The organism is Bradyrhizobium sp. CCBAU 11430 (assembly GCF_028128855.1).
In the GTDB taxonomy this organism is placed as follows: Bacteria; Pseudomonadota; Alphaproteobacteria; order Rhizobiales; family Xanthobacteraceae; genus Bradyrhizobium; species Bradyrhizobium ottawaense.
In genome coordinates this window covers 119825-138498 of the sequence record NZ_LBJV01000058.1, presented here as the reverse complement: position 1 = coordinate 138498, position 18674 = coordinate 119825, and the positions used below count along the sequence as shown (strand labels likewise).

At 64.2% G+C, this 18674-nt stretch carries 20 protein-coding genes and 1 pseudogene; 18 read left to right on the top strand and 3 right to left on the bottom strand.

The window, feature by feature from the left end; all coding sequences use genetic code 11:
- Window positions 1-49: 49 nt before the first annotated feature.
- Window positions 50-868: a YkgJ family cysteine cluster protein gene (locus XI04_RS18860; RefSeq protein ID WP_038950173.1), complete on the bottom strand. Its 819-nt coding sequence runs from the start codon at window positions 866-868 to the stop codon at window positions 50-52.
- Window positions 869-1129: 261 nt separating this feature from the next.
- Between XI04_RS18860 and XI04_RS18855 the strand changes: the two genes are divergently transcribed.
- A complete protein-coding gene (locus XI04_RS18855; RefSeq protein WP_028144355.1) occupies window positions 1130-1714 on the top strand; it encodes a LysE family translocator in 585 nt (194 codons plus the stop codon).
- A gap of 27 nt (window positions 1715-1741) precedes the next feature.
- Here XI04_RS18855 and XI04_RS18850 read toward each other — a convergent pair whose 3' ends face one another.
- Window positions 1742-2806 (bottom strand): ketopantoate reductase family protein, encoded by a 1065-nt coding sequence (locus tag XI04_RS18850; RefSeq protein ID WP_028144356.1) that lies wholly within the window; start codon window positions 2804-2806, stop codon window positions 1742-1744.
- 876 nt (window positions 2807-3682) lie between these two features.
- Between XI04_RS18850 and XI04_RS18845 the strand changes: the two genes are divergently transcribed.
- Window positions 3683-4765 (top strand): alpha/beta hydrolase, encoded by a 1083-nt coding sequence (locus tag XI04_RS18845; RefSeq protein WP_271610419.1) that lies wholly within the window; start codon window positions 3683-3685, stop codon window positions 4763-4765.
- 71 nt (window positions 4766-4836) lie between these two features.
- On the opposite strand, the gene XI04_RS18840 is transcribed toward XI04_RS18845, so the two are convergent.
- Window positions 4837-5316, bottom strand: a complete 480-nt coding sequence (locus XI04_RS18840; protein WP_028144358.1) for a MarR family winged helix-turn-helix transcriptional regulator — start codon at window positions 5314-5316, stop codon at window positions 4837-4839.
- A gap of 507 nt (window positions 5317-5823) precedes the next feature.
- Here XI04_RS18840 and XI04_RS18835 point away from each other — a divergent pair.
- The 16 genes and pseudogenes from XI04_RS18835 to XI04_RS18760 all read left to right on the top strand — a co-directional run.
- Window positions 5824-6165: pseudogene (locus XI04_RS18835) on the top strand (FliG C-terminal domain-containing protein); the annotation flags it as partial.
- 13 nt (window positions 6166-6178) lie between these two features.
- The gene (flhB, locus tag XI04_RS18830; RefSeq protein WP_038970828.1) at window positions 6179-7264 is read left to right on the top strand and encodes a flagellar biosynthesis protein FlhB; all 1086 of its coding nucleotides are present in this window, start codon (window positions 6179-6181) and stop codon (window positions 7262-7264) included.
- A 64-nt stretch (window positions 7265-7328) separates the two neighbouring features.
- Window positions 7329-7730, top strand: a complete 402-nt coding sequence (gene flgB / locus XI04_RS18825; RefSeq protein WP_038950165.1) for a flagellar basal body rod protein FlgB — start codon at window positions 7329-7331, stop codon at window positions 7728-7730.
- Between the two features lie 11 nt (window positions 7731-7741).
- Window positions 7742-8158: a flagellar basal body rod protein FlgC gene (flgC, locus tag XI04_RS18820; protein WP_028145745.1), complete on the top strand. Its 417-nt coding sequence runs from the start codon at window positions 7742-7744 to the stop codon at window positions 8156-8158.
- Window positions 8159-8160: 2 nt separating this feature from the next.
- Window positions 8161-8490 carry a flagellar hook-basal body complex protein FliE gene (locus XI04_RS18815; protein WP_038950164.1) on the top strand — a complete coding sequence of 110 codons (330 nt, stop codon included), beginning with the start codon at window positions 8161-8163 and terminating at the stop codon, window positions 8488-8490.
- A 17-nt stretch (window positions 8491-8507) separates the two neighbouring features.
- Window positions 8508-9296: a flagellar basal-body rod protein FlgG gene (flgG, locus tag XI04_RS18810; RefSeq protein ID WP_038950163.1), complete on the top strand. Its 789-nt coding sequence runs from the start codon at window positions 8508-8510 to the stop codon at window positions 9294-9296.
- Between the two features lie 13 nt (window positions 9297-9309).
- Entirely contained in the window at window positions 9310-9786 is a 477-nt protein-coding gene (gene flgA, locus XI04_RS18805) for a flagellar basal body P-ring formation chaperone FlgA (protein WP_038950161.1), read from the top strand.
- Complete coding sequence (flgI, locus tag XI04_RS18800; protein WP_028145741.1) at window positions 9783-10913, top strand: flagellar basal body P-ring protein FlgI; 1131 nt, start codon at window positions 9783-9785, stop codon at window positions 10911-10913. Before flgA ends, flgI begins: the two co-directional genes overlap by 4 nt.
- Before the next feature lie 67 nt (window positions 10914-10980).
- Window positions 10981-11748 carry a MotE family protein gene (locus XI04_RS18795; protein ID WP_271610421.1) on the top strand — a complete coding sequence of 256 codons (768 nt, stop codon included), beginning with the start codon at window positions 10981-10983 and terminating at the stop codon, window positions 11746-11748.
- Complete coding sequence (gene flgH / locus XI04_RS18790; protein WP_028145739.1) at window positions 11749-12456, top strand: flagellar basal body L-ring protein FlgH; 708 nt, start codon at window positions 11749-11751, stop codon at window positions 12454-12456.
- A 42-nt stretch (window positions 12457-12498) separates the two neighbouring features.
- On the top strand, window positions 12499-12942 hold the full coding sequence (locus XI04_RS18785; protein WP_028145738.1) for a flagellar basal body-associated FliL family protein: 444 nt from the start codon (window positions 12499-12501) through the stop codon (window positions 12940-12942).
- Window positions 12939-13679 (top strand): flagellar type III secretion system pore protein FliP, encoded by a 741-nt coding sequence (gene fliP / locus XI04_RS18780; protein ID WP_018318447.1) that lies wholly within the window; start codon window positions 12939-12941, stop codon window positions 13677-13679. Before XI04_RS18785 ends, fliP begins: the two co-directional genes overlap by 4 nt.
- Before the next feature lie 264 nt (window positions 13680-13943).
- Window positions 13944-14849, top strand: coding sequence for a flagellin N-terminal helical domain-containing protein (locus XI04_RS18775; protein ID WP_271623736.1), 906 nt, complete (start codon window positions 13944-13946; stop codon window positions 14847-14849).
- Between the two features lie 263 nt (window positions 14850-15112).
- Window positions 15113-16024, top strand: a complete 912-nt coding sequence (locus XI04_RS18770) for a flagellin N-terminal helical domain-containing protein (protein WP_028145736.1) — start codon at window positions 15113-15115, stop codon at window positions 16022-16024.
- A gap of 334 nt (window positions 16025-16358) precedes the next feature.
- Window positions 16359-17984, top strand: coding sequence for a flagellar basal-body MS-ring/collar protein FliF (fliF, locus tag XI04_RS18765; RefSeq protein ID WP_018318450.1), 1626 nt, complete (start codon window positions 16359-16361; stop codon window positions 17982-17984).
- Window positions 17981-18673, top strand: coding sequence for a hypothetical protein (locus XI04_RS18760; RefSeq protein WP_028145735.1), 693 nt, complete (start codon window positions 17981-17983; stop codon window positions 18671-18673). Before fliF ends, XI04_RS18760 begins: the two co-directional genes overlap by 4 nt.
- Window position 18674: the final 1 nt, after the last annotated feature.

Sequence of the window (18674 nt, the reverse complement as noted above, 5' to 3'; positions counted from 1 at the left end):
CGCGTCGAGCGGCACGGCGCTGATCAGGCCGCGTTGCCCACGGCGGCGTTCAGGCGTGATTCGATAGCCGTAAAAGTGCGGGCCGATAGGGGGCTTGCGGATCGTCGTCCTCGTTTGCGGGGATCGCGCAGGAGCCGAATTCCTGCCTGATCCGCTCCATCTCGGCGATGCGCTCATGCAATCGCTGCAAATGCTCCGGCGATGTCGCCCGCCAGAATTGGAACGTGTCGGCCGTCAGCGGCACGAACGCCGTGCCAAACAGCGTCGGCTCGGGAACGACGGTGCGTCCGAGCAGCAGGAAACGGTCGGCGCCGGAGACGACGAGAGTGGCATAGCCGCGGTTTCCGATCCGCTTGATCCCATTCAGCGACCATTCGGCGAGCTTGCTGAAATAAGGCTCTTCGCGCCAGCGATCGGGGCAATGGTCGTCGACCGTGACGTTCACGGCATCCTGGCTGAAATGGACGATGATGCCCGACTTCGCCGGGAACCAGTCGTCGTCGAGATGCCCTTGCAGCCAGGCGCAGACGAAGGAGCGGCACATCTGCGGGCGGCGGTCGTAGATGGTGCAGCCGGTGCCCGTCTGCCAGTGCTTGCAGAGCTGGTTCACCGGCTTGTCGACGGCGGCCACCTCGAGAATGTCGCAGCAGGCGTTGCAGGATCCGCATTGCCGGGCGAACGGCGCCGTCTTCGGCTGGCCGGCTGCCTTGAAACCCTGGCCGTCGCGGACCAGCAGCTTCTGCTTCTCCAGAGTGTTCAAGGCGCGCTCGACCTTGAGACGGGACAATCCAGTCGCGTCGATGACACTCTTCATGGTTGTCGCGCCGGCCTCCACCGCGCGAGCGACCTGCAACGTCGACTGATCCATCTTCGATGACTTGTTCTTTCGCCCGTCAATCCGGCTATCGCGGGCAGGCTTGGAACCCGCTGCCCGCAGCCGGCATCTGGAGTCTCTGCCGAGGCATCCCGGCGGCCTCTGTTACGTAAGGACAGACCTCGCATGGATGCAAATTTTTCGCAAATCTGCGATCACGGGGATGGGCGGATTCGGACCGATTCCGGGCTTTGAGGACCGGATTCGATGATGAAGATCAAACCGGCCTGGCCCGGGGCCTGCTAGCTCAGGCGCATGAGCTTCCTGACCTTCTTCACGGCGACCTATTTCCTGCTGGCCGTGCCCGGGCCGACCAACACCTTGCTCGCGACGTCGGGCGCGGGGATCGGCATCGTGCGCTCGCTTCATCTGCTTGTGGCGGAGCTCGCCGGCTATCTGCTGGCGATCGCGCTGCTGCGGCTGGCGCTCGGGCCCATCGTCATGGATATCCCGCTCGCGGCCGTCCTGCTCCGCGTCGCGGTGACCATCTACATCCTGTGCCTTGCCGTCATGCTCTGGCGAGTCAACACGCGCGAGCTGCGCGACGGTGCACCGGTGACGTTCGGCCAGGTGCTGCTCACAACCCTGTTGAACCCGAAAGCGCTCGTCTTCGCCTTCCTGCTCCTGCCACTTGGAGCTGGGCCGCTTGAACTGTTGCCCTGGTTGGGCGCGATTGCGCTTCAGATTGTCACCGCTGGCGCCGCGTGGATCACTCTGGGCGCAACGCTCGGCCGCGGCGCGCGCCGTCTCGGGCATCCCGACCTCATCACGCGCACCGGCGCGGTCACGCTTGTCGCGGTGACCGGCCTGATCTGGCTTCAATCATTCCTGAGCGCGTGAGCGTCGGCGTCGCTGGATGCGGCGCGCTCACTGCGCGCCGGATCCGCCCTGCACGATCTTCTCGTTCAGCTTCAGATCGACGGTCTCGACGGTGCGGTCGATCTCGGCATTGGGCACGCCGAGCTGATGCGAGATCAGCTTCACCAGGAGGTCGACGCGCTCGATAAAGGGGGCGCCGCTCGCGACCGCGCGCGCCGCCGATGACGGCTTGAGCAGGCTCTCGGCGGCCTTGGCGTATTTTGCGAACGGCACCTGGTCCTGCGGATCGGCGCCGAGCTTGCGGGCGATGGCATCGACGTGGTCGTAGATCGTCTGCGAGCGCTTGAGGTCGCCGTGCACGGCGTCGCGGATCGACTGCGGATCGTGCGGCGTGATGCAGCGGTAATTGCCGGTGAGCAGCATCGACCATTTCGCCAGCGGCACGAACAGGGAATCGAACACTTTCAGCTTCACCGGCACGTCGTGGCCGTCGAGCGTCACCGCGTCGATGTCGGCCTCGAGCTCGCGCAGCACCTTGTTGTGCTTGTCGTCGGCGAACACCGACGCCTTGAAATTGGTGGGCAGGCCGACATGCAGCACGTTTGCGGCTTCTTCCGGCGGACGGAAAGCCTGCGGGTCGGGCGAGCACAGCGTCACCAGCCCCGGCTCGAACCGCTCCCACACCTGCGCATTGGTGTAGGCCTCTTCCAGATCCATGTCGGCGAGCGCCGGGATCCGCTTCAGATAGGGCAGCGGCGGCATGTTCATGATCGACAGGCACGGCAGCTTCGCCGCGGCGATCTTGACCATGAGAACGCGCACGGTGTGGTTGGTGTATTGCGGCTCCTGCATCGCAAGGCCGACCATATCGTAGCGGGAGAGGTCGACATTGGCGGGGGTCACGGCGTCGAGCTTGCCGGGCAGGTTGCGCGAGAAGATCGCCCGGTGCACCGCCTCGTCACGCAGCTTGATGCGCACCTCGGTACCTTCGCGATTGATCAGCTCCGCGGTCTTGGCGCGGCAGACCAGGGTCACATTGTGCCCCGCCATCAGCAGCTTCGTGCCCAGCAGCGAGCCGTAAGAAGCCCCGAGAATCAATATGTTGCGCGCCATATTCCGTCCCTTTGACAATGTGTGTGATTTTTGAGCCCCGGCCGTCATCCGCGGGCGAGTTGGCGGCATGTAAAGCGAACTGCGCGGAGATGGCAACTGGGATAATGCATACAAGGCGCGCCAGGATCCCGGCGGCAGGGGTGTCGCGAAGAGCATTATCCGGCGATCTTTCCGCCCGCCGGCAAGGACCAGGCTTGCGCGGCGCTCATCCGCGACGAGCCCCAATTTGACCCCGACGGGTCCTCGCTGTCCCGCCACCTGCGGGTGTCAATCGGCTCACTCAACGCCATACGACTTTACCGAATCCAAGTAGGCCGGAGGATGTCTCGCTGGTCCGGCTCAGCGTGAGGTGCGATCGTACGTCGTCACATGTCGCGTGCCGATGATCGCCACGTTGGTTGGTCCCGCTGTTTTCTTCTTGTCACATTTGCCTTTCGGCATTGATGAAAGCGGCAATCCGCCGCATCCCTCACCATATCGTGCTTTCACAATGCCGGCCTACGCAGGCATGTATTTTACGTCGGCGAAGTGACGTCATTTCGGTTCGCCGATCGCAACAAGAAACGACAAGGCCCGCATCGCAAGTCTGTCGCAAGACTGGCGGAGTGCGCGGCAAACAACTGTGTTCAGCGATGGAGCTGGGACGTGACGATTGAGTTGGGGCGGCCTCGACCTTGTGCCCAAGCGGGTTGGTTGGGAATGGTGGCGAAAGACGTCGACGCGGCGGGCAGCATCGACAGGTGCAAGCGCGATGGACGCGATCAGGGGCGGCAGCGATCGCGTCGAGCAGATGTGCTGGGTGCTGCGCAGAACGCGAAGCCGGCAGGTCTGGGCGCAAGTCCGGGCAAGCGTTGACGGCGCCGCTCGGGGGCTGACATGGAAGGTGATCATTGGCCGCACGGCTCGTGCGACGGCGCCGGGCAAAGCCTGGCGCGCTTGCGGGATCGCGCGTCCCAATTTTTCCAAAGCCTGTCCGTCGCGGAGCTTGGGCGTGAGACGCACCGGCATCTGTGCATTTCGGACTGGTTGAAGGTCGCGGACGACTACCGGGCCTTGGCCGAATCCGCGCACCAAAACCGTTCCGCCTGGGTTTCGCGGGAAGCGTGGCTCTGTTCGCTGACGGCCCTCGAAGTCGTCAGACGCTTGTCTTGTCCGGGAGATGTCGAAAGTGCCGGCCTCGCAGACGAGGTCGGCATCAGCCTGAGAGGTTTCGAGGCGGAGGCCGGTCTGGCGATCGAGCGCGTCAAGATCGATTGCTTCGACCAAGGGGCGCTGGCCGGCTTCTTTCTGCCGGCGCTCCGTCGTGGAGCTTCCGCGCCGACGGTCATCTGTCTCAGTGACGAGGACATCACCCTGGGCTCGATGATGAGCAGGCTGTTGCCGGCCTCACTCTGCGGGACCATGTCGCTCCTGTTCGTTGATGCCGGCAATTCGACGGTGCATCGCTCCTTCAAGCCGGAGCACAGGCTTCAGTGCTGGTTGGACTATCTGGAGGCTCGCCCCGATGTCGATGCGCGGCGGATCGCAATCTATGGCGAAGGGGAGGGCGCTTCTCATGCCTCCCGCCTTGCCCTCTCGGATCGCAGAATAGCGGCCGCCGTGTGCGACGGCGGCCTTTTGACGCCGGTGATGCGCAGAGCATCGCTTCGCTGGATGACCGGCTTCGGGCAGGCCGTCCCTGACGGAGCCTCGACGGGTTCGCTGCCGCCGTCGCGTCGACTTCCGTGCCCGCTGCTCATGGTCGTCGGGAGCCGCTCCATGATATGGGAGCAGGACGCCCTGGATCTGCAAGCCGGCTATCGGCAGACCGGAGCAGATTGCTCGGTCGTCGTGCCCAACAATGTCCGGCACCCGCTCGGCGAGGTCGAGAATTTCATCGCTGTCGACGACTTCGTCTTCGAATGGCTCGGCAGCAAGCTGGGAACGGCCCGTCAGCTTGACCCCGTGACCTATCTCTAGCGCTTGGGGGTATCGTATTCGAGAGCGGTGTTTGCCGACATGCTTCGGTCGCCTCGAAGCCGAGGCGCGCGTCACGACACGTCGATAGCCAGCAATCGTGCCGCCAGCCGGGCGTTCCTGCCGATCGTTGCGAGCGCGGCATTCAGTTCAGCCAGGGTCTTCTCGTCGAGCTCGTTGAAGATGGTCGAATTCAAGGCGAGCTTTCTCTTGGACAGTTTTTCGATTTCCGTCGTGGCCTTCTCCGTCAGCGACATCAGAACGAAGCGGGCATCGTCCGGTGCCGGCCGCCGCGACAGGAAGCCGCTCTTTTCGAGGCTCTTGGTCTGGTTGGTCACAAAGGCCGGGTGGACCCGCAACTTGTTCGCGATGTCGATGCCGGCGACGCCGCGCCCGTCGTCCAGTTCGGTGATCGCCATCAGGATCAGCCACTGCGGCTCGGTAATGCCCAGCAGTCCGGCCCAGCAGGTATGGATGTCCTCCAGCTGGGAGTGAATTTCGACGACGTTCCAGATGAAGTCCGTAATCGCCCTGTCGAGTTTTTTCTCGATCATGTGGCTGCCCCCCGTTTCCCTCAATTCACTCTTTTAATGGGATATTGGGGAATCGTCTCGCATATCGCGCATAGACAATGGTGGCGGACACCGCGCGGTGGAAACGGTTGGACGGTTTAGTACTTGCAAAAAGCAATTAATTAAATTACGTCTCCACACACTCAATCTTTGCTGCTCTTGACCCTGTCGATGGACAGCGATGTGAGACCTCCAAGAAAGCCCTCGGGATGCCCCCTGAGGGCTTTTTCGTTTTGGATTAAAGAGTTAGTTGCCGTGCCGATCGCCTCTGTTGCCATCGGGCAACATCTCCGACGGAAGTTACGATTCACTAAATCAATAAATTGAGGCCGTTGTTTTTATAAACTATACGTGAAGCTACGACGGAGGGGGGGCACCTCACTGTCGTTTCAGTCCGGACCTTCAGTGCGGACCTGAATTGAACGGAAATTAAGTGGGTCAAGCGGCCTCCTCCGAGGAGCCGAGCCCGCGATCCTGCGCATTCCGGGGCGGCCGAAGTCGGCCGAAGTGCTGAAGGAGCTGCTGTTCACCTTCGACGACGTCATCAACCTGGCGCCGAAGGCGCGCACCATGATCTTCGACCAGGTGCCGACCGACCGTATCGTCGTCGCGCTGAAGGGCACCGACAAGCATTTCCGCGAACTGATCCTGTCCGCGGTCGCCTCGCGCGTCCGCCGCGTCGTCGAGCATGAGCTCGCCATCGGCGAGCCGTCGAACCAGCGCGACGTGCTGGAGGCGCGTCGCGTCATCACCGACCTGGCGCTCGACCTCGCGGAAAAGGGCGAAATCGAGCTCAACCCCGACCAGGAGGATGAGCTGGTCTTCCGCTGACCGCTGAACGGGCATGGCAGAATCATCCGATCAGGAGAGCAAGACAGAAGAGCCGACCGAGAAGAAAGTCCGTGATGCGCTCGAACAGGGCAAGATCCCGGTCTCTCGGGAGGCTTCTATTTTCGCCTCGATGGCCGCGCTGATGGTCATTCAGGCGTTCCTGATCGGCCAGGGCGTGCAGCAATTGACGCCGACGTTGAAGAACCTCCTGGACGATCCCGAAGGCTTCCCGCTCTCGACCGGCGCGGACGCGCAGAACCTGCTCACCGTGGTCGGCCTCGAGGCGCTGCGCTTCCTGGTGCCGCTGGTCGTCACCCTCGGCGCGTTCGGGCTCGCCGCCTCGCTGCTGCAAAACGCGCCGCGCCTGGTGCTGGAGCGCATCAAGCCCGACCTGTCGCGTATCTCTCCGATCAGCGGCTGGAGCCGTCTGTTCGGAACGCAGGGACTGGTCGAGTTCGCCAAGTCGCTGTTCAAGCTGGCCGCCGTGACCTCCGTGGTCGCCTTCGTGCTGCGCGCGTCGGAGGCGAAGGCGTTCGAGGCGATGTACACCGATCCGGTTGCGCTGCCGGAGATGATTCTCAACATCGCGATGCGGATCGTCTCGGCGATCTGCATCGCAACCATCGTCCTGGTGGCGATCGATCTCGCCTGGGCGCGCTTCCACTGGCGGCGCCAGCTGCGCATGACCAAGCAGGAGATCAAGGACGAGCACAAGCAGGCGGAAGGCGATCCGCTGATCAAGGCGCGCCTGCGCTCGCTGGCGCGCGACCGCTCGCGGCAGCGGATGATCGCATCCGCATCGCGCGCGACGCTGGTGATCGCGAACCCGACGCACTTCGCGATCGCGTTGCGCTACAAGCGCGAGGAGAATCCGGCGCCGCTCGTGGTGGCCAAGGGCATGGACGTGATCGCGCTGAAGATCCGCGAGGTCGCCGAGCAGAACCGGATTCCAGTGATCGAGAACAAGGCGCTGGCGCGCGCACTCTACGAGGCGGTGCAGGTCGATCAGGTGATCCCGGCGGAATTCTTCCGCCCCGTCGCCGAGATCATCTACTTCCTCCAGTCGAAGCAGGCGTCGCGGACTGAGAAGGTCCAGTAGAATTCAGAGGACGACGTCCGGCCCAACAGCTTGACGAAAGCTTAACGCCCTAGGCTTCTCCCGAATGGACCAGAACGGGGCTGTCGTGGGACCGCTTTATCTCTTCGAACTCGCATCGTCGCAGGCGCGGTACCTCGAGCTCCGCCAGTCGACCATCGCCACCAACGTCGCCAACGCCAACACGCCCGGTTTCAAGGCGCGCGACGTCGAGCCCTTCAACAAGGTGCTCGACGGCATGCCGGTGAGGCTTGCCACGACGTCGCCGTCGCACATGCAGCTGGCCGCGGCCGAGACCGACACGCGGGCGACCGCGAAGAAGGACAGCTGGGAAGTGGTTCACTCCGGCAACTCCGTCAGTCTCGAACAGGAAATGATCAAGGGCAGCGACGTCAGTCGCGATTACTCGATGAATTCGGCAGTCGTGCGGTCGTTTCACCGCATGCTGCTGTCGAGCGCGAAGAGCTGAGGTGAATTGAGATGCTGGACTCACTGCAAGCGTCATTGACGGTCGCGAGCTCCGGGCTCGAAGCGCAGTCGACGCGTATGCGCATCGTCTCGGAGAATTTGGCGAACGCGACCTCGACGGGGCGTACCGCCGGCGCCGATCCCTATCAGCGCAAGACGATCACCTTCGATGCTGCGATGGATCGTGCCTCGGGCTCGCAGCTGGCGAAGGTCAAGGAGATCGGGGTCGACACCACGCCGTACCGCGTGGAGTACGACCCGGGACATCCCGCTGCCGACAAGGCCGGCTACGTCAAGCTGCCGAACGTCAACATGATGATCGAGATGGCCGACATGCGGGAAGTCAACCGGTCCTATGAAGCCAATCTCCAGGTCGTGAAACAGGTGAGGTCGATGCTCGGCATGACCATCGACCTCTTGAGGAGCTGACAATGCTTGAGGCAATTTCATCCACTGCGAGTTCCGCAGGGCAAGCGGCGAGCCGTGCGACCGAGGCGCAGGCCATCGCGCCGGCGGCGCCGACCGCCATTCAGTCCACCGACGATGTCGGGTTCGAATCGGTGATGAAGCAGGTGACGACCGACGCGATCGGGACGCTCAAGGCAGGCGAAGCGGCGTCGATCTCGGCGATGCAGGGCAAGGAATCCACGCGCAAGGTCGTGGAGGCGCTGATGTCGGCCGAGCAGGCCTTGCAGACGGCGGTCGCGGTTCGCGACAAGGTCGTGCAGGCCTACCAAGAAGTCGTCCGGATGTCGATTTGATCTGAAGGAATGAAGCTGTGAAATCGCTTGCCATTGCGGCCACGGGCATGAACGCCCAGCAGACCAATATCGAAGTCATCGCGAACAATATCGCCAACATCAATTCGACGTCGTACAAGCGTGCGCGCGCCGAGTTCACCGATCTGTTCTACCAGATGGACCGCATGCAGGGCGTCGCGAACGTCAACGGCTCCTCGCCGATTCCGGAAGGCGCCAATCTCGGTCTCGGCGTCAAGTCGGCGGCGATCCGCAAGCTGCACATCCAGGGCGCGCTGACGCAGACCGGCAACCCCTACGATATGGCGATCAACGGTCGCGGCTGGTTTCAGGTGCTCGGTCCGAACAACGAGGTGCAATACACCCGCGCGGGCTCGTTCAACACCAATGCCAACGGCCAACTCGTCACCATCGACGGCTATCTGCTGGACCCCGCGATCACGGTGCCGCAGGGCACGGTCGAGGTCACGGTCAATCAGACCGGGCAGGTCTTTGCCAAGCTGGATACCGAGGTGAACCCGCGCCAGATCGGCCAGCTCAACCTCGCCAACTTCGCCAACGAAGCAGGCCTCGAGCCGCTGGGCAGCAATCTCTACAAGGAGACCACGGCGTCGGGCACGCCGGTCGTCGGCCTGCCGGGCGATTCCGGATACGGCAAGATCAATCAGAAGTGGCTCGAAGCTTCGAACGTCGATCCGGTCAAGGAGATCACCGAGTTGATCTCGGCGCAGCGCGCCTACGAAATGAATGCCAAGGTCATCCAGGCCTCGGACGAAATGGCCCAGACAGTATCGAAGGGCATGCGCTAGTTCCGGTGTCTCGATGTTGAACAGGGTGGGCCTGATCGTGCGCGGGTTGGCCGCCGTGCTGCTGGTTCTGGCTACGGCGCGCCTCGCAATGGCCGAGGAGAAGCGGCTTCCCGTGCCGGCGGTTGCGATCCGCGCCGGCGAGCTGATCCGGGACGACATGATCACCGAGCGCGCCTTCGCGCCGAGCCTGCTCGGCGTTGCCATGTTCGTCGAAGGGCGCCAAGTCCTGGTCGGCCGCATGGCGCGGCGCGCGCTGTTGCCGGGCCAGCCCATTCCAACCAACTCGGTGGAAGACCCCTGGACCGTCGCCCGCGGCGCCATGGTCAAGGTCGTGGTGGAAGACAGCGGCCTGTCCATCGTCACTTACGGCTCGGCGATGCAGTCGGGTGCGTCCGGCGCGCTCATCCCGGTGCGCAATACGGATACCGGGGTGATCATCAGGGGCGTGGTCCAGCCGGACGGCACCGTGAAGGTCGTGGACGGGTCATGACCAGAATCCTGCTTGCGCTCGTCCTGCTGCTTTCGGCCGCCAGCGCCCATGCCGCCGTCCGCATCAAGGACATCGCGGACATCAAGGGTCTGCGCGAAAACCAGATCGTCGGCTACGGCCTCGTCATCGGCCTGAACGGCACCGGCGACACGCTTCGCAACGCTCCGTTCACGGAGCAGTCCCTGCAATCCATGCTCGAGAACATGGGCATCAACGTCAGGAACGAGACCACGAGCACCAACAATCCGACGCGTCCGACGACGCTGCGCACGCGCAACGTCGCCGCCGTGATGGTGACTGCGGACCTGTCGCCCTCGATCGGGCCCGGCGAGCGCATGGACGTGACCGTGTCGTCGCTCGGCGATGCGACGTCGCTGCTCGGCGGTACGCTGGTCATGACATCGCTGCGCGCAGCGGACGGCGCCGTCTATGCGGTGGCGCAGGGCGCGATCACGGTGGCCGGCTACAGCGTCGGAGGCCAGGCGCAGAACGTCAGTCAGGGTACACCGACGGCCGGGCGCATCCCGAACGGTGCGCTGGTCGAGCGCGAGGTGCAGGGAAGTCTCCACGAGATGGAGTTCCTGGTGCTGCAGCTGAAGAACCCCGACTTCGTCACCGCAACACGCATCCTGGACGCCATCAACCGCTACGCCGGCGGACGCTACCGCGCGCAGATCGCCTTCGAGCGCGACTACCGCACCATCGTGCTGTCGAAGCCACGCCACATCGGCCCTGTCCGCTTCCTCGCCGAGATCGGCGAACTGACGGTCGAGCCTGATACGCCTGCTCGGGTGGTGATCAACGAGCGCACAGGCACTGTCGTGATCGGGCGCGACGTGCGGATATCGACCGTTGCCGTGACGCACGGCAATCTGACGGTTCGTGTCACGGAGATGCCCGTGGTGTCGCAGCCGGCGCCGTTCTCGCGAGGGCAGACCGTGGTGGTCCCGCAGACCGTGGTCGAGGCCAACGAGGCCGGATCGCAGGTGGCGATCCTCAGCGGGGTCGATCTGCAGCGCCTGGTGCGCGGGCTGAATCAGATCGGCCTGAAGCCGTCGGGCATCATCGCGATCCTGCAGGCGATCAAGACGGCTGGTGCGCTCCAGGCCGATGTCATCGTCCAATGATGCGCAAGCGTCGTGCAAGCTTGGTCGCTCAATGCTCGTGTCTCGACCGAGAATCGCACGCGGCCCGATGCTGAAGCTGGATCACAAAGCCAAACTCCTCCTGCTGGTCGCGGCCTCGGCGCTCGCGAGCGCGTCGCCCGTGCTGGCCCTGGACGAGGCCAAGCCGACGAAGCCGCTCAACCTGCTCTCCTTCGCGCGCGCCCGCGCCCCCGGCCCGCAGAAGCCGCAGCCGGTCACGGCGGTGCCAGGCGACAATGCGTCGATCCGGGCGACGGCCTGGGCGGCCGAAGACCAGGGACCTGCGACCACTGGCGCGGTTCCCGCTTCCGAGGCGCCAGCGGCCGCACCTGCCGTTGCACCGGCACGTCCGGCCAAGCCCGGCAGCGTCACGGCACCGCCGAAACCTGCGCCGCCACAGGCCGCGGTATCCGCGGACAACGAAGTCGCCCTGTTCTGCAGCAACGTCGCCGATCCCGCCGTCGATGCAAGGCTGGCCTGGCAGCTCAAGGAGCTGGAGAAGGCCGAGAGCCTGCTCCGCGAGCGGATCGCCGAGGTCGAGGCCAAGCGGGTCGAATACGAGAAGTGGATGGCGCTACGCGACGACTTCCTGAAGAAGGCCGAAGCCAGCGTCGTCGAGATCTATTCGCGCATGAAGCCCGAAGCTGCGGCGACCCAGATTGCCGGCATGGCGGACGAGACCGCCGCCGCCGTGCTCGCCAAGCTCAGCCCGAGGAACTCGAGCGCGATCTTCAACGAGATGGATACGGCACGCGCGGCGCACCTGGCCGACCTGCTTGGCGGAATGCGTCGCGTGGATGACGGAAAGACCAAATAGATGAAGAAGCCGATCCTCATCCTCTCGCTCATGCTGGCGTCCGTGCCCTTGGCCGGATGCTTCCATGATCCGTCCGAGGTCCTGACCGGCCCGCAAATGTCGCCGGTCGGCAGCGGCCTCCGGACCCAGGCCGATCCGATTCCGGTGACGCCGCGCATGCGCACGCCGGTCAGCTATCGCTCGACCTGGGACGACGGCACCGATCTCTACCGCGATCCCCGCGCCCGGCGCACCGGCGACGTCGTGACGGTGATCATCTCGATGCAGGACAAGGCCAAGCTCGACAACAAGACCGGCCGCTCGCGCGACTCGCAGGTCAAGTTCGGCCTCGATTGGCTGATGGACGTCGCAGGGTGGAGCGACAAGGGATCGACCAACGCCAATCTCAGCACCAACACCCAGATCAAGGGCAACGGCCAGATCGATCGCACCGAGGATATCAAGCTCTCGATCGCGGCCATCGTCACCGACGTGTTGCCGAACGGCAATATGATGATCAGCGGCTCGCAGGAGTTTCGCGTCAATACGGAGATGCGCGTGCTCAACGTCGGCGGTATCGTGCGGCCGCGCGACATCTCGCGCACCAACACGATCTCCTACGAGAAGATCGCCGAGGCCCGCGTGTCCTATGGCGGTCGCGGGAATCTGTCCGACGTGCAGCAGCCTGGATGGGGACATCGGATCTATGACGCCGTGGCACCATTCTGAAGTCCGCGCCGGTCTGGCCGCGTCGCGAGGGCAGGGGACGTGATGCGCCTGATTGCGGCCATCGTGGCGCTGACCCTTGTCGCGATCGGTGCGGGCGCGCTGGCCGGGCTGCATCTGTTCGCGGCCGCCGAGCGCGTCGCCGACGCGAAGAAGACCGCCACGCCGCCGCCGCTTGCCTCGAGCTACGCCGGCAGCGCGCGGCTCAGGAAGTTGTCCCCGATCGTGACCAATCTCGCCGCGCCGGCCAACAACTGGGCCCGCATCGAAGCCTCCATGGTGACCGAGAGCATGAGCGACGAGGATGCCGGCATCCTGGCCGCCCACATCAGCGAGGACATCGTCACCTATCTGCGGTCGGCGACGGTGACGCAATTCGAGGGATCGCGCGGGCTTCAGCATCTGCGCGACGACCTGACCGAGCGCGCCAGTATCCGTTCGTCGGGCAAGGTGCGCGAATTGATCATTGAGACCCTGGTGATTCAGTGAGAGTGAAAATCCTGCTGCTCGCGTTGGTTCTGGTCGTGCTGCCCGAAGTGGCGCTCGCCCAGATACCGGACCTCAACTCGCTGCTGCCACCCGGAAACGGCTCGACCAGCGGCCGGATCATCCAGCTGATGGCGCTGATCACGGTGCTGTCGGTGGCGCCGGGACTGCTCATCATGGTGACGAGCTTCACGCGATTTGCGGTGGCGCTGTCGTTCCTGCGCGCCGGGCTCGGCCTGCAGACCACGCCGGCCAACCTGGTGCTGATCAGCCTCGCGCTGTTCATGACCTTCTACGTGATGGCGCCGACCTTCGATCGCGCCTGGGAGACCGGCGTCCAGCCGCTGATGAAGAACGAAATCTCGGAAGAGCAGGCCTATCTGAAGATCACCGATCCGTTCCGCGAGTTCATGCTGGCCCATGTCCGCGACAAGGATCTGCAGACCTTCGAGTCGCTCGCCGCCGAGAGCTTTCGCAAGAAGTTCGACGACAAGCGCGTCGATTTGCGCGTCATCATTCCGGCCTTCATGATCTCCGAGCTGAGGCGTTCGTTCGAGATCGGATTTCTCATCATCCTGCCGTTCCTCGTCATCGACATGATCGTGGCGACGCTGACGATGTCGATGGGCATGATGATGATGCCGCCGACGATCCTGGCGCTGCCGTTCAAGATGCTGTTCTTCGTGCTGATCGACGGCTGGAATCTGCTCGCCTCCGGACTGGTGCGCTCGTTCTCGTAACCGCGGCGATCGCCTGGCGCCCCGTCATGGTTAGCGAAAAGTACCGCGCTATGGTTAGCGTTGGGTAATATTAACCATCTGATATTGCTGAAGAATTCAAGCCGTTCTTAATCCGCCGGCAAGATTCGACGTGTTAGCAAGGCGTCACGGCGGGTTGGACCTCACCCACATCAGTCCAAAGGCATGATGCCGCCCCTCCGTACCGGTGCAAGTCCGGTATGTCCCCTGATGAAAATGTAACGCGTACATAAAGGGACATTCGCAATGTCAAGCCTGCTCACGAACTCGTCCGCCATGACCGCGCTCCAGACCTTGCGGTCTGTCAGCTCGCAACTCTCCACCACGCAGAGCCGGATCTCCACCGGCCAGCGCGTGGCTACCGCCGCGGACAACGCCGCCTACTGGTCGATCGCGACCTCGATGCGCGCCGACAACGCCGCGCTCTCCGCCGTCTCCGACTCGCTCGGTCTGTCGGCCGCGACCGTCGACACCGAGTACACCGCTCTGAACAAGGTCCTCGGCGACAGCAACTCCGGCCTGACCAAGCTCCAGTCGCTGCTGGTCGAAGCCAAGACCGCCGGTATCGATCGCAGCAAGATCCAGTCGGAAATCACCCAGATTCAGCAGGACATGAAGAACGTCGCCAGCGCGGCGACCTTCAACGGCGTCAACTGGCTGAGCACCAACGCCTCCACGCCGACGACCGTCAATCTCGTGTCGTCGTTCTCGCGTGTCGGCTCCACGCCGACCACCAGCTCGATCACGGTGACCGTCGCCAACTACTCGCTCTACACCTCGAGCACGGGCGGCATCCTCGACACGGTGAGCGGCAGCGCGTCGGTCGACAGCCTCAACATCGGTGCGCTGACCGACTCGGCTGCTGACCAGACCATTCTCGATGGTTACATCGCGAAGGTCACCGCAGCGATCGGCACGGTGTCTTCGGGCGCCGCCAACCTCGGCGCCATCAAGAACCGTATCTCGAACAACTCGGAGTTCGTGAAGTCGCTGATGGACTCGGTGGATGGCGGTATCGGCCAGCTCGTCGACGCCGACATGAACCAGGAGTCCACCCGCCTGGCGGCCCTCCAGGTCCAGCAGCAGCTCGGCGTTCAGGCGCTCTCGATCGCCAACAACAACAGTCAGAGCATCCTGTCGCTGTTCCGCTAAGCCTTCGACGATCTCGGGAGGGCCGCGCTTCTTGCGAAGCGCGGCCCTTTCGTTTGCCTGACGCGCGCACCGCGATTTCGGCTGCCCTGTTGCAGCGGGGGCACAGCGCCACAAGCCCCGCACAAGCTTCGCTGGCTAGTCTGGCCGCTACGACGGATTGGGTTTACGCGCATTTCCGCAGCCCAAAGGCATGATGCCGCCCTGTCGTACCGGTGCAAGCCCGGTATGTCCCCATCCATTCTGTTTTCAAAGGGACATCGAAGATGGCTTCCAGCCTGCTTACCAACTCCGCCGCAATGACTGCGCTCCAGACCCTCCGGAATGTCAGCGCCAGCCTCCAGACCACCGAAAACCGGATCTCCACCGGCCAGCGCGTCTCGACCGCTTCGGACAACTCGGCCTATTGGTCGATCGCGACCTCGATGCGCGCCGACAACGCCGCGCTCTCGGCCGTCTCCGACTCGCTCGGTCTGTCGGCTGCGACGGTCGACACCGAATACACCGCTCTGAACAAGGTCATCGGCGACCAGAACTCCGGCCTGACCAAGCTCCAGGCGCTGCTGGTCGAAGCCAAGACCGCCGGTATCGACCGCACCAAGATCCAGGCTGAAATCACCCAGATCCAGCAGGACATGAAGAACGTGGCCAACGCGGCGACGTTCAACGGCGTCAACTGGCTGAGCACCAACGCGTCCACGCCGACCACCGTCAACCTGGTGTCGTCGTTCTCGCGCGTCGGCGGCACGCCGACGATCAACACCATCACGGTGACGGTCGCCAACTACTCGCTCTACACCGCGACCACTGGCGGCATCCTGGACACGGTGACCGGCAGCGCGTCGGTCAACACCATCGGCATCGGTGCGCTGACCGACTCGACGGCCGACCAGACCATCCTCGACGGCTACATCGCGCAGGTCACCACCGCGATCAACACGGTCAGCCAGTCCGCCGCCAACCTCGGTGCCATCAAGAACCGCATCTCGAACAACACTGAGTTCGTGAAGTCGCTGATGGACTCGGTGGATCGTGGTATCGGCCAGCTCGTCGACGCCGACATGAACGCGGAATCGACCCGGCTCCAGGCGCTGCAGACCCAGCAGCAGCTCGGCGTTCAGGCGCTCTCGATCGCCAACCAGAACAGCCAGAGCATCCTGTCGCTGTTCCGCGGCTAAGCGGCGCTTTCGAAAACGACCGTGCTCCCTCAGGGAGCACGGTCCCCGCCGTGACCGGCGGACGTGGCGGCACAAGACGTCCGCAATCGATCTCCCGACGTTGAATTTCATGCGACACGCCGCGGCCGATCGTGCGGCCGTGCGTCCCGGCGTGCATTGCCGCCGACCGGATTGCGTCGCCAGGGCTTCTTGTAAAATAGGCCTTCTTGTAAAATAGGCCTTCTTGTAAAATTGCAACGCCTCGCCTGCGAACTGACACATTCGTGTCCTCGCGCAACCTTCAGACAAGGTTGGCAGCGGAGTGTCCCGTACGTCCGCATTGGTACGAGGTCATATGCTCAGTCGTGCGCAGGTACAGCAACTGCTCAACAATCTGCTGGAGCTTGGGCCGCGACGCCTGATGGCCCTGGGCCTGATCGGTTTTGCCGTTCTCGTGACCGTCGTCGGCGGCGCGTACTATCTGAGCCGGCCTGAATTCGAGACGCTCTATACCGGCCTCACCCGCGAAGACGTGACGCGCATGGGCGCCGCGCTGCGCGAGCAGAACATCACCTTCGACGTCAATACGGCCGGCGACGCGCTCTCGGTGCGCCCGAGCCAGACCATGCAGGCGCGGATGCTGCTGGCCGAGAAGGGGCTGCCGACCAGCGCCAATTCCGGCTACGAGCTGTTCGACAAGATCGGCTCGCTCGGCCTGACCTCGTTCATGCAGGAAGTCACCAAGCTCCGGGCGCTGGAAGGCGAGATCGCGCGCACGGTGCAGTTGATGAAGGGCGTCAAGGCGGCGCGGGTGCATATCGTGCTGCCGGTGCGGGGCTCGTTTCGCGCGACGCAGCAGCCGCCATCCGCATCGGTCGTGCTGCGCACCGACGGCGCGATCGAGGCCCGCACGGCGCAGTCGATCCGCCATCTCGTCGCCGCCGCCATTCCAGGCATGAACCGCGACAAGGTGACGGTGCTGGACGCCGACGGTTCGATGCTGCTTGCCGAAGAGGACGAGGCGAGCGCCGCCCCGACCAAGATGGCGAGCCTGCAGAAGACGGTCGGCGGCATGGTCCAGGAGAACATCCGCAAGGCGCTGACGCCCTATCTGGGTCTCGACAATTTCGAGGTCAGCGTCGCGCCACAGCTCTCCACAGACAAGCGGCAGATCAACGAGACCGTCTACGATCCGGAGAGCCGGGCCGAGCGTTCGGTGCGGAACGTGCGCGAGAAGGAATCCTCGCAGAACGCCGACCGCTCGACGCCGACCACGGTGCAGCAGAACCTTCCCGATCAACAGGTCAACGCCGGCGGCGGCAAGAACTCCAGCGAGGACAAGACCCGCCGCGAGGACGTCACCAACTTCGAGGTCTCGTCGAAGACCACGACGACGGTGAGCGATGGCTATTCGGTGAAGAAGCTCTTCATCGCCGTCCTGGTCAATCGGGCGCGGCTGGTCGCCGATCTCGGCGACAAGAGCAACCAGGCCATCGTCGACAGCAAGCTCGCGGAGATCAGCCAGCTCGCGGCGACGGCCGGCGGACTGGACAAGCAGCGCGGCGACCAGATCCAGGTGACGGCCGTCGACTTCATCGAGGGCTCGCGCGAGCTGGCGCCGGTGCCGCCGATCAGCTTCGTCGAGATGATCAACAAGCAGCTCGGCAGCGTCATCAACGCGGTGACGATCCTGGCCGTTGCGTCGATGCTGGTCTGGTTCGGCTTGCGGCCGGCGGTCAACGGCATTCTGACCCATCGCGCGGAGCAGGAGCAGGTGGAGGCGGCCGAGGCCGCTGAGATCGAGGCTGCTGCGGCCCTTGCATTGGCCGAGAGTCAGGACCCCGAGCTCAATCTCGTCGAAGATCTCGAAGGCAAGATGCAGCGAACGCCGCAGAAGCGACTGGAGCAGATCGTCCGGCTCGACCAGGCGCAGGCCGCAGCGATCCTTAAAGACTGGATGCGACGCGAGGAGGCGGCATGAACGCGGCAATCGGAAAATTCCTGACGCAGTTCGACGCGAACGGCCGGGCCAAATCACCGCCGCCTCCGCCGCCCAGGATCCAGGATGTGCTGACGAGGCCGAAGGAGGTCATGCGCGAGGCTCCGCCGCAGCCTCAGGCCCATTCGCAGCCGCTGCCCCAGTCGCCGTCTCCTGCGCCGAAGGCGGAAGCGCCGCCGGCCAATGTCCTGGACGACGCCTACCGCCGCGGCCATGCGGCCGGCGTCGCGGAAGGCGACGCCAGGCTGGCCGAGGAGCGCGTCCGCAGCGCGATCCGGCTCGGCGAAGAGCGCGCCAAATGGTCCGACCAGCAGGCAGTCGCGATCGTCAGCGGCTTCGAGACGGCTTGCCGCGAGATCGAGACCAACATCGCAAGCTCCGTGGCGCGGATATTGCTGCCGTTCCTCACCGAGGCGGTCCGCGACAAGGCGATCGGATCGCTGGTCGAGCAGATCGCGGCGCTGACCGGCAATTCGTCGGTGCCGGCGTTCAAGGTCACCGGCCCGAGCGAGCTGCTCGACCTCGTGAAGACGCAGCTCGAGGCGTCGAGGCGCACCGGCATCGAGTACGAGGCGGCCGACACCTTGGAGGTTCGCGTCGTGGCCGACCAGACCGTGATCGAGACGCAGATCACGGCCTGGAGCGAACGCCTGAAGGAAGCACGCCGGTAAC